The sequence below is a fragment of the Arsukibacterium sp. genome (assembly GCF_018402695.1).
Taxonomy (GTDB): domain Bacteria; phylum Pseudomonadota; class Gammaproteobacteria; order Enterobacterales; family Alteromonadaceae; genus Alishewanella.
In genome coordinates, this window is sequence record NZ_JAGYIM010000009.1 from 220,357 (window position 1) to 231,519 (window position 11,163).

Consider the following 11,163-nt stretch of genomic DNA (forward strand, 5'->3'; position numbering starts at 1 on the left):
TTTATGGTATCGGCGCGCTGTATCTGGCAACAGGCTGAGCACAATGCCTTTACTGACCTTATCTGGTTCAGGCAGGCGCTATGGTGTGTGTTCCGTGAAGGCAGCGAGCATGTCTCACCTGATGGCGCCTTCCGGCTCCTGCGCTCGGCTGATCAGGGCCAGAACTGGCACAGTGTAGCGCTGATTAGCGCCAGCGACGCCGATTTACGCGATGCCAAGCTAAGCGTTGATCCCAATGGCAAGCTGCTGCTACTTGGCGCCGGCGCCCTGCATAACCGCGAGCAGCAAACTCATCAATCTTATATCTGGCAATCAGCGGACGGTTATAGCTGGTCGGCAGCGCAACCAATTGGTGAGCCCAATATCTGGTTGTGGCGCATGGCCTGGCAGCAAACGCTACCCTCACCATGTTTCGCTGTCGGTTACCGGGTAGGTAAGGATCGGCTGGTCCGCTTGTATCAGGGCGAAAGCCCGTTGCAGTTAGCACCATTAACCGATTTATACAGTAGCAGCTATGCCAACGAAAGCGGCCTGCTGTTCGAGCCTGATGGCACCGCCCTGTGTTTACTGCGCCGTGACCCAGACAATGGCTTATTCGGCCAGAGTAAACCACCTTATACCACCTGGCAATGGCAGGATATTGGCTGGCGGATTGGCGGCCCGCAGTGGCTGCAACTCCCCGATGGCCGGCTGCTGGCCTGTGTCCGTTTGTATGACGAAACCGTACGCACTAGTCTATGCTGGATTAACCGCCAAACTGGCAAGTTAACCGAGTGGCAAACCCTGCCATCAAGCGGCGATTGCAGCTATGCGGGTATGGTGCTACGCGATAATACCCTGTATATCAGCTACTACTCGTCACACGAGGGAAAAACCAGTATTTATTTTGCCCGGCTCTTGTTAGTTGACTGACCCAGCCATAACCACAGACAACCGCAGTTCAGGCCGCAACAGGGTCATAATCAACTTATGCAAGGATTACGCATGAACCCAACCCAGCTAAGCAAAGTAATTTGTGTCTGTATCGCGCTGTTCAGCAGCGAGCTTTGGGCTAAAAGCTTCGTCTGGCAAGTCAGTCATGGCGAACAACACCTGTATATTGGAGGCACCGCCCACCTGCTGCCTGCTAGCCAATTTCCTCTGCCGGCTGAATTTGATCAAGCCTATCAGCAAGCAGAAAAACTGGTGTTTGAAGCGGATATTAGTCAATTGGCAAAGCCCAGCATTAATTCTATGTTTATGAGCCTTACCTTGTACCAGGATGGTCACACCTTGAACTCTGTCCTTAGCGCGGAAAGCTATCAGCACTTGCAAGAAACTGCCGCGGAGCTTGGAATTGACATAAATACTCTGGCGCAATATAAACCGGACTTCGTCCTAATACAAATGATGCAGCGCAAACTGACCCAACTTGGAATAGCCGGGGAAGGCGTGGATGACTATTTTTTTAACAAGGCCACCCAAGATGGCAAAAGTAAGGATTTTTTGGAAACCATCGAGCAGCACTTGGTGATGGTGTTTTCAATCTCGGATGGTGTTGAAAACGAATGGGTAGCGTGGCAACTTAACTTGCTAGATGATGCCGAGCAGTATATGCAGCGAGCCCTCACAGCTTGGCGCAGCGGAAATCGTGAGGCATTAGCCGAGATGGTTAGCGAAATGCTCGATACTGAAATTGGTCATCTCGAGTATCAGCGCTTGTTATCCGAACGCAACAAAGGCTGGGTGGACCAAATTGATACAATGCTGCAAACGCCAGAAATCGAATTTGTGCTGGTGGGCGCCATGCATTTAGCCGGGCCGGAAAATGTGTTGGACTTGCTTGCCGAGCGCGGCTATCAAGTGCGACAACTAAGCGTCGATTAAGGACCAGGAGCAAACAGCAGCAGAACATACTGCTGATTGCTCTTCCTTATTTGATACCAGCTAATTCTTAATACTTGACACTACAGCCATAAGGCCGGGTGACGGCCGGGTCTGGGGTATTGCCGGCCAGTACCGCTTTGGCGGCGTTGGCAAAGTACGGGGTGGCCTTGGCGATATCGTCCACCTTGGCTGACGGGATACTGTCGATACCCCCCATATACTGCAACACACCGTTTTTATCGATAACGTACATATGCGGGGTAGTTTTGGCGTCATAAGCTTTGCCCATGGCGCCGCTTTCATCAAACAGGATGGCCGTTGGGCTGGCATTGCGACTGCTGGTTAACTCTGCCGCCTTGGCGCTGTCGATATGGCCCTGCTTGCCCGGCGCGGATGAAATAACGCTCAGCCAGACCACGTCTTTGGCCTGCATATCCTGTTGCAACGCCTGCATATTGCCACTGTAATGTTTAACCACAAACGGGCAGTCGTGGTTAGTCCACTCCAGCACCACGTTTTTACCGGCAAAGTCTTGCAGGCTGTGGCGCTGGCCATTGGCATCCTGTACCGTAAAATCCGGTGCTGGCTGGCCAACTTGTGGTGCGGCAGCCAGGGTGGCTGCAAATAGCATGGCACCAGCGGAAACAACGAGTTTTGCTAATTTCATATATATCGCTCCTGTTGCGTAATTAATGACAACTTGATGGTTGGCAGCTTACTGCTGACTTAACGATTCAAACGTTTGCCTGAGGGTATCAGGCGTTAAAATTTGCGGCAGCACTTGTGGCGGCTGCCCGGGCCAGTACAACACATATAACGGCACGCCATCGCGCTGATATTGCTGCAAATAAGCAGTAATATCGCTGTCACGCCGGGTCCAATCACCTTTTAGGTAACTGACATTATATTCATTAAGTGCCGCTTTGCTGCGCTCGGTATTTATCGCTACCCGCTCATTAACCAGGCAGGTAATACACCAGTCAGCTGTCATGTTAACCAGCACCGGCTTACCTTGCTGGCGCAACTCGCTAAGCGTGTCAGGAGCCCAGGGCTGCCAATGCTGTGCATTGGTGTCAGGGCTGGCATCTGTGTTGTTAGGTGCTGCTATAGCGGTAACCTGCCAGGCTAATAGTAGCGCCAGCACCATTAACGCCAATGCAGCCAGCCGGTTAAACCAGCCGGCACCGAGCTGTACCCTGCCCCATAGCCATAGAGCAGCAGCGAGTGCCACCATCCCGACTAACAACAGTGCCATAGCGTCGATGCCCGCCTGACGGCCAAATACCCACACCAGCCAGACAGCACTTAAATAAAGCGGCCAGGCTAACCATTGTTTTAAGGTTTCCATCCAGGCTCCGGGTTTGGGTAACAACCGGGCCAGAGCCGGCACAAATGCCAGCAACAGGAAGGGTAATGCCATACCTAACCCCAGCGCCGCAAACACCAGTAACGCCACTTGCGGGCTTTGGGTAACCGCATAACCGAGCGCCGTGCCCATAAAAGGCGCAGTACAGGGGCTGGCAACAATAACGGCCAGCACCCCGGTAAAAAAGGAACCTTTGCCACCACTTTTTGCCGTGAGCTCACCACCGGCATTCATTAAGCCGAGGCCAAACTGCACCAACCCGGATAAACTTAAAGCCAGTGCCAGCAGCAAATAGGCCAGCAGGCCAACCAACAGCGGGCTTTGCAACTGAAAACCCCAGCCGATAGCATTACCAGCGGCGCGCAGCGCAATCAGCAAGCCGGCCAGTGCCAGAAAACTCAGCACCACACCCGCGGTATAAAACAATGCATCACGTCGTTGTTGTTGCCGCTGCTGGCTATTAGCGGCAATGCTCAAGGCTTTAAGCGACAGTACCGGGAATACACACGGCATTAAATTCAGAATAAGGCCGCCGCCAGCAGCCATCAGTAATATCAGCCAGAAACTGGTTGCGCTAAGGGTACCGCCAGTGACCAGAATTTCTGTCGTGTCTGGCGCGTCTTCCTGCGGCTGGCGCAGCTGCATATTAACGCGATAACCCTGCCCGTCAGCATCAACCAGCACGACCTCTGTCAAGCCGGGCGCACTGCTGAAATAAGTATTAGCCGCTTGCTGCAGCAACACTTTGCCATCCTGCTCAACGATTTGCTGCGGGGCAGCATGGTCTACCAACTCGGTGCCGGCCACAAAAAAAGCCCGCGGCCGCTGTGGCAGCGCGTGATCCAGCACAGCAGAAAAGGCACCGCCGCTGATGGCATACTCAGCCACGATACCGGTGTCGAGCGGCAAGGCCTGACGGGCTTTTACAAACAAAGGTTGCTGGCTGGCGGCCAGCTCTGGTTGCCCGGCAACATTCAGGGTTAATTCAAAACTGGCATCAGCCGGAATGCAAATTTCCTCACAAACCAACCAGTCGACATCGGCACTGATGGTCAGGCTGTCTGCAGCGTAGTCAGCTGGTACGGTTATATCGGTTAACAATAAGGTCTGGCCGGCAAAACCATAATTAACCAGCGGCGGAATAACAAAGGCCTCTGGCGTCGGCCACTGCATGTCGCCTGCCTGCACCCCGCCGGGTAATTGCCAGCTGATACTGGTTGGCAAGCCAGAGTCGCCGGGGTTTTGCCAGTAAGTATGCCAGCCGGGATCGGGCTCAAAATGCAACAATAATGCAAATTGCTGACCAGCAGTAACCGTGTGGTATTCGCTGACCAGCTCTGCTTTAATATGCTTCGCCTGCTGCCAGCCGCTGCTGCTGGCCTGCACCGCAAAACCTGCCAACACGCAGCTTAACAACAGCAACACCCGGATTATCAGCCATCTGCTTAGTCGCGACATTATTTTACCTCGTTATTTGCTTACGCTGTTAAGCTACTTCAGTTCAAAAGAATGTTCAAAATAACTGCGATAAATGCGGTTTTATTACGCCATATACAGCAAAATTCACGACAAAATGCTATATTAGCTGCGCTTTATTCTGTGGTTAGTCGTGGTCACTCCGGCTAGCCTGAACCCACCCCAGTGATGATATGAAGGTCAAACTTAATGAAAGGCATGAAAAAGTCTGCTCTGAATCTGGCGATCTGCGCCGGTTTGTTTGGTGCTGTAAGTTTTGCAGCTGCAGCACAAACCCAGGATACCGACAGCGAACAACAAGAAAATAAGCTGGAAACTATTACCATTACCGCGCAAAAGCGCAGCCAGAGTATCCAGGAAGTGCCTATTTCGGTAGCCACCATCAGCCAGGAGCGTTTCAATGCTATTTTCTCCAGTGGCGATGATATTACCGCGCTGGCGGTAAAAGTACCGGGTTTATATGCGGAAACGTCCAACGGCCGCGCGGCACCACGTTTTTATATCCGCGGGTTAGGCAATACCGATTTTGACCTGGCTGCATCACAACCGGTGTCCATCATCATGGACGAGGTAGTGATGGAAAACGTTATTCTAAAAAGCTTCCCGTTGTTCGACGTGCAGGCGGTTGAAGTGATCCGGGGCCCGCAGGGTACCTTATTCGGCCGCAATACCACTGCCGGTATTATTAAGTTTGACAGTGTCAAACCCCGCCAGGACTTCGACGGCTACTTTAAAACCAGCGCCGGCAGTCTGGGCATGCTGAATGTAGAAGGCGCCATCGGTGGCGGCTTAACCGATGAGTTATCAGCCCGGGTATCATTGATGTCTAACCACCGCGACGACTGGGTTAGCAACAGTTTCTACGGCAATAAAGATGTGATGGGTGGCTACGATGAACAGGCCGGCCGGCTGCAGTTCTTATACGAAGGCGATGATTTTGACGCCTTGCTGAACCTGCATACCCGCAACTACGACGGCACCTCCAGCTTATTCCGGGCAAATATTTTAACCCCGGGCAGCAATGAGCTGAATGAGAATTATGATCGCGACACGGTGGCCTACAACGAAGGGCGCAATAACCCGCAAAGCTATGATGCCTGGGGTGGCTCACTGAAAATGGATTTCGCACTACAGGATATGACGTTAACCAGCATATCAGCCATAGAAAAAGCCGATGGCGGTGGTATTGGTGATATCGACGGTGGCAACCCGACCGGTCCTGGCGTAGTGCCGTTTCAGGCGGTTACTGAAGATCAGCTGCGTGGCCTTAAGCAGGTAACGCAGGAAATCCGGCTGGCCAGTGACACCAACAATGCGCTGAGCTGGCAGACCGGTGCCTTTTACTTTGACTCTAAGTTCTCAGTAAACAGTATTGACGGCTTCTTTGGTGCCACGGAAGTGTTTCATGGTAATACCAGCTGGGCATTGTTTGGCCAGAGCTCATATAAAGTTGACGACAAACTGGATATTACCGCCGGTATCCGCTATACCGACGATGAAAAAACCTTTTATGTCGGTCAGCAGAATGTCGATGGCTTTGCCCTGGTTATCGGTGCCGCTGAAGAGCAATACTATGCGCCGATTAAAGTAGCGGACGACAATATCAGCTGGGAGTTAAGCGCTAACTATCGCTTAACCACCACCACCAGCTTGTTTGCCCGGGCCGCTGAAGGTTTCCGTGCCCAGTCTATTCAGGGCCGCGATGTGGCCTTTGAAGCGCCGCCATCGGTTGCTAACGCCGAGACCATTACCTCATTTGAAGTGGGTGCCAAGTCTGATTTACTCGACAACACCCTGCGCTTAAACGGTGCATTGTTTTACTACACCATTGATGACATTCAGTTGTCAGCGATTGGTGGTCAGACCCAGGGTAACCAGTTAATTAATGCCGATAAGGGCGTAGGTTACGGTTTTGAAGTTGACTTTGACTGGCGTGCCACGCCTTACTTCACCCTCGGTGGCGGTTTCAGTTATAACAACACTGAACTGCAGGATGATACCCTGACGGTAGCGCCTTGTGGCTCAGGCATGTGTACCGTGCTGGACCCGGTTAACGATGATGGCCAGGCCTTTATTCGTGGTAACCCGTTCCCGCAGGCACCGGAAACCATCTTAACCTTAAATGGCCGTTATGATTTCCCGATTGAAAGCGGTGAAATTTATGTTTACGCTGATTATCAGCTACAAGGTGAAACCAACCTGTTCCTGTATGAGTCAGCCGAGTTCAGCTCTGATAATAACTTTGAAGCTGGCTTACGGGTAGCGTATATCAACTACGAGCATAACTATGAAGTGGGCTTCTTTGGCCGCAACATCACCGATGAAGATAACCTGAAAGGCGCCATCGATTTTAATAACCTGACCGGTTTTGTTAATGAACCACGGGTATTAGGCGTTGATTTTAGGATCAACTTCTACTAACGCTGCCACTGTTAAAGGGCTTTAGCGTAACAAAAACCGCCTGGGTTACATCAGGCGGTTTTTTTATTTCCCGGCCAGCAGGTTATTGGCCGTATCGACCTTGCTTTTTACCCGGCTGCCGATTTAGCCTGCAGTTACCTAAGCTAACCGTCTGAACTTACCCAGCAGAGAACCCTATGGCCGACTTTCGCAGTGATACCGTAACCCAGCCCTGTGCCGCCATGCGCCAGGCAATGCATGATGCCAAGCTTGGCGATGACGTGTTTAATGACGACCCTACCACCCTGGAGCTGCAACGTTATGCTGCAGAACTGCTGGGGTTTGACGCCGCCTTGTTTGCCCCCAGCGGCACCCAGACCAATTTAATTGCGATGATGAGCCACTGCCAGCGTGGCGATGAAGCCATTGTTGGCCAGCAGTGGCACACCTATAAATGGGAAGGTGGCGGCATGGCGGTGCTGGGCTCTATTCAGCCGCAACCGCTGGAACTGCAAACTGACGGCACCCTGGCGCTTGACGATATTGCCGGCGCGATAAAACCGGACGACCCGCACTTTGCCCGCACCCGGTTAATCGTGATTGAAAACACGGTAGGCGGTAAAGTACTGCCTCTCGCTTATATGCGTGATGTCGCCGCGCTGGCGAAGGATAAAGGCTTAAAGTGTCATATCGACGGTGCCCGGCTGATGAATGCCGCCGTTGCCCTGGCCGGCGAGCACCAGCTTAGCCCGCAGCAAATGGCCCGGCAGTTGTGTCAGGGGTATGACTCCGTATCGCTGTGTTTATCTAAAGGCCTGGGCTGCCCGGTGGGCTCGTTATTACTCGGCTCAGCAGATTTTATAACCCGGGCAAAACGCGCCAGAAAAATGCTGGGTGGTGGTATGCGCCAGACCGGGGTGCTGACCGCTGCCGGGCTGTATGCCCTTAAACACAATATTGAGCGGCTGGCAGATGACCACGCCAACGCCTGCTATCTGGCCGCTGGCTTAACTGAGCTGGCCAGCCGGTTGCCCGTGCTGCAATCGCTGACGGTGATCGCGCCGCAGACCAACATCGTATTCACCGACATTACACCGGCACTGGCTGAGCGCCTGCTGCCTTATCTGGCACAGCATGGCATACACGTTACCGCCAGCCGCTATCAGGCGCAACAGGGCGCGTTAATGCGCCTGCGCTGGGTATGCCACCTGGATATCAGCCGGGTTCAGGTTGAACAAACGTTGGCTGTCATCCGGCAATTTGCAGGTAATTAAGCGATAACGTGAAAGCCTGCGGCCATTAGTCCGGTCTGTAACGTAATGGGTCTGTTTATCTAACCAGAGCAACCGCAGGAATATGCCATGAAATATCTTAGTTTTATCGTCGCCCTACTGCTTTCGCTGCTGGTGTTTGCAGCGTTGTATGCCCCGGCACAGGAGGCGGCAGCTACAAAAACCACAGCTGCTGAGCAGGATAGTATTGTGCTCGGTTCAGGCTGTTTCTGGGGCGCAGAAATGCGGTACGAGCAGCTGCCCGGGGTGATAGATGCCGTCTCGGGCTATGCCGATGGTAAAGGCGTTAAACCCACTTACCGCGCTATTACCAAACGCAGCAACAAAAACAACCCGGATAATCATGCCGAGGTGGTACAGGTCAGCTTTGACCCAACACAGATTAGCCTGGAAGCACTGTTACAACACTACTTTGAAAGCCACGACCCGACCCAGCTTAACCGTCAGGGCAATGATATTGGCACCCAGTACCGCTCAATTATTCTGACCAACAGCCCTGAGCAACAGGCCCGGGCTGCGGCAGTCATGCAGCAATATCAGCCGTTACTGACTGCCGCCGGCTATGGTCAGATTGTCACCCAGTTAAAACCACTAACTGCGTTTTTCCCGGCCGAGGACTATCATCAGGACTATATCGCCAAAAACCCGAATGGTTATTGCCCCGATCATGCCACCGGGGTGCGTTTTGACCGCGATAACGCAGCGCAAACTGCAGAGGTTGATAACCGGGAAATGTTAACAGGGAAGCATATTCTCGTAATAGATTCAGAAAGTTACTGCCCATACTGCGAAAAGTTTAAAGCCGAGGTGGCCAGCAGTTATCAGGGCGATATTCCAATGCATTTCCGGTTTGCCAGTCAGTTGCAAGGCCTGAGCATTAAAACCGAAACCACGGCAACCCCGACCATTATCCTGTTACAGGAGGGCCGCGAAGTATTCGCCTTTAAAGGTTATCTGGCGCCGGACGAATTTTATCTGTTGCTAGGTAAATTTAAACTGGGCGACAGTGAAGCCTTCGATGTCGCGTTTGACAAAGCGACCGATCAGCGGTTTTGCAAAGAATATCAGATTTTTAAAAACACGCCGGATGGTATTTTCATCGATAAATTAAGTGGTGCAGCGCTTTTTGATACCCGCGATCGCTTTAATTCCGGTACCGGTTGGTTATCGTTTACCAAAGCGGTCGACGGCGCGGTGACCGAGCGGCCTGATAACCGCTATGGCATGCGCCGTACGGAAATCCGCGCCAAAGTATCGGGTATTCACCTTGGCCATGTCTTCCCCGACGGCCCCAACGGCCAGCCGCGCTACTGCATTAATGCCACCGTACTCGACTTCGTGCCCCGCCCTGCTGCAGGCTGATATCAGCCTGCTTTGCTGGCAGCTTTATCGCTAGCGGCTGGCAGCAGGTTCTGTTCATCAGACTGATCTAACTCAGCATTTAACTGCTGCTCAATAGTGTCGTCATTGCCTACATCCACCGTGGCATCTGTCGTCGCCACCGCCTTGGTGGCTGTCGGTTCCGGGGTTAATGCTTCTGCTACCGCGTTGATTGCAGCATCGCCAGATTTTTTAGAGAGGTGAATACGATAAATCGGCTCTGGCATTTCGATGCCCGCGTCATCAAAGGCGGCTTTTACTAAGCGGATCGCTTCACTGCGCGCTTTTAAATAGTCGGTTTCACGCTGGTCTATCCAGGCCATTAAGCGCATCGACACTGCGCTGTCGCCCAATTCCAGCACCAACGCCCGTGGCCGGGGGTCTGTCAGCACCCCGGGCATCGCCTGCAAGGTATTAATGGCCAACTGTCTTACCGGCACTAAATCCAGCTCTACCGACACGCCAACGGTAAATTCAAAGCGGCGTAGCGGGTTACGGGTAAAGTTGGTCATCGGTGAGGTAATAATCTGGCTGTTGGGGATCCGTAAATGGTTACCATCTAAGGTCATCAGTACAGTATCGCGTGAGGTCAGCCGCATTACTTTACCGCTCATATTATCAACCTGAATAAAATCACCAATGGCGAAGGGGTTGCGGGTACTGAGTAACACCCCGGCCAGGTAATTTTCGACAATATTGCGAAAAGCAAAACCCAGGGCAATACCAATAACCCCGGCCACCCCCAGCATCGCGCTGACCAGCGCGGTAGCATCCAGCAACTCCAGCGCAATCAGAATACCAATGCTGGTTATAATTAACCGCACAAAGCGCATACCCAGATTGGTAGCCAACTCGCTCAGCCCTAACCGGCGCAACAAGCCATTGCGCCTGGCCAGCCAGCTACCCAGCAGCGAAAACAGCACCACCGCCAATACCGCCAGCAGTAACAGCGGTAACATTTGCACTGTGGTGCCGAGCATTTCCCGGAACTTTTCAGCCGCGGGCTCAAGCCGCGAGCGCACCGCCAGCTGCTCCTGCAACTGGTTCTGCACATGTACCACCCCTTCCAGCCGACTGGCAATCACGGTTATTTCGTCTTTCAGCTGGGCGTTAGCCACCTCGCCCTGCAAGGTAATCACCCCGGCATTAACGCTGATCTGCACACCCTCCAGCCCGGCAATAGAGCCGGCAATCTCGCTAAGCCGCGCGGCAATTGCCTGGTCCTGCGGCGCATTAACCACCTTTATTTCCGCATCGGGCTGGTCGCTGCCAGCCTGCTGCGCCAGCGCGCTACTGCAACACAAGCACCAAACTGTTACCACCAGCGTTAACCATTGCCGCATTCTCCCTCCAACCCTCTGTTATTGTGCAATACGTCAACTA

Annotated in this window: 8 protein-coding genes; 5 read left to right on the top strand and 3 right to left on the bottom strand. The window is 52.9% G+C overall.

The annotated features are described in order from the left end of the window. The first annotated feature begins 3 nt into the window (after positions 1-3). Positions 4-912 (top strand): exo-alpha-sialidase, encoded by a 909-nt coding sequence (locus tag KG631_RS03155; RefSeq protein WP_213995179.1) that lies wholly within the window; start codon positions 4-6, stop codon positions 910-912. Positions 913-984: 72 nt separating this feature from the next. Continuing rightward, positions 985-1,866: a TraB/GumN family protein gene (locus tag KG631_RS03160; protein ID WP_213995180.1), complete on the top strand. Its 882-nt coding sequence runs from the start codon at positions 985-987 to the stop codon at positions 1,864-1,866. A 67-nt stretch (positions 1,867-1,933) separates the two neighbouring features. On the opposite strand, the gene KG631_RS03165 is transcribed toward KG631_RS03160, so the two are convergent. Together KG631_RS03165 and KG631_RS03170 are read right to left on the bottom strand one after the other, a co-directional pair. After that, positions 1,934-2,533, bottom strand: coding sequence for a redoxin domain-containing protein (locus tag KG631_RS03165; protein WP_213995181.1), 600 nt, complete (start codon positions 2,531-2,533; stop codon positions 1,934-1,936). A gap of 48 nt (positions 2,534-2,581) precedes the next feature. Beyond that, a complete protein-coding gene (locus KG631_RS03170; protein WP_213995182.1) occupies positions 2,582-4,690 on the bottom strand; it encodes a protein-disulfide reductase DsbD domain-containing protein in 2,109 nt (702 codons plus the stop codon). A gap of 216 nt (positions 4,691-4,906) precedes the next feature. On the opposite strand from KG631_RS03170, the gene KG631_RS03175 reads away from it, so the two are divergent. The 3 genes from KG631_RS03175 (at position 4,907) to msrA (ending at position 9,762) form a co-directional block, all read left to right on the top strand. Beyond that, positions 4,907-7,129 (top strand): TonB-dependent receptor, encoded by a 2,223-nt coding sequence (locus tag KG631_RS03175; RefSeq protein ID WP_301003559.1) that lies wholly within the window; start codon positions 4,907-4,909, stop codon positions 7,127-7,129. A 176-nt stretch (positions 7,130-7,305) separates the two neighbouring features. Then, positions 7,306-8,382, top strand: coding sequence for a low-specificity L-threonine aldolase (gene ltaE, locus KG631_RS03180; RefSeq protein WP_213995184.1), 1,077 nt, complete (start codon positions 7,306-7,308; stop codon positions 8,380-8,382). An 87-nt stretch (positions 8,383-8,469) separates the two neighbouring features. Further along, the gene (gene msrA / locus KG631_RS03185; protein WP_213995185.1) at positions 8,470-9,762 is read left to right on the top strand and encodes a peptide-methionine (S)-S-oxide reductase MsrA; all 1,293 of its coding nucleotides are present in this window, start codon (positions 8,470-8,472) and stop codon (positions 9,760-9,762) included. 2 nt (positions 9,763-9,764) lie between these two features. Here msrA and KG631_RS03190 read toward each other — a convergent pair whose 3' ends face one another. Beyond that, entirely contained in the window at positions 9,765-11,123 is a 1,359-nt protein-coding gene (locus KG631_RS03190) for a mechanosensitive ion channel family protein (RefSeq protein WP_213995186.1), read from the bottom strand. Positions 11,124-11,163: the final 40 nt, after the last annotated feature.

What these genes read in the sequence shown, in the direction of transcription:
- KG631_RS03155 (WP_213995179.1), top strand. Translation starts at nt 4, where the DNA reads ATGGTATCGGCGCGCTGTATCTGGCAACAGGCTGAGCACAATGCCTTT.
- KG631_RS03160 (WP_213995180.1), top strand. Translation starts at nt 985, where the DNA reads ATGAACCCAACCCAGCTAAGCAAAGTAATTTGTGTCTGTATCGCGCTG.
- KG631_RS03165 (WP_213995181.1), bottom strand. Translation starts at nt 2,533, where the DNA reads ATGAAATTAGCAAAACTCGTTGTTTCCGCTGGTGCCATGCTATTTGCA.
- KG631_RS03170 (WP_213995182.1), bottom strand. Translation starts at nt 4,690, where the DNA reads ATGTCGCGACTAAGCAGATGGCTGATAATCCGGGTGTTGCTGTTGTTA.
- KG631_RS03175 (WP_301003559.1), top strand. Translation starts at nt 4,907, where the DNA reads ATGAAAAAGTCTGCTCTGAATCTGGCGATCTGCGCCGGTTTGTTTGGT.
- ltaE (WP_213995184.1), top strand. Translation starts at nt 7,306, where the DNA reads ATGGCCGACTTTCGCAGTGATACCGTAACCCAGCCCTGTGCCGCCATG.
- msrA (WP_213995185.1), top strand. Translation starts at nt 8,470, where the DNA reads ATGAAATATCTTAGTTTTATCGTCGCCCTACTGCTTTCGCTGCTGGTG.
- KG631_RS03190 (WP_213995186.1), bottom strand. Translation starts at nt 11,123, where the DNA reads ATGCGGCAATGGTTAACGCTGGTGGTAACAGTTTGGTGCTTGTGTTGC.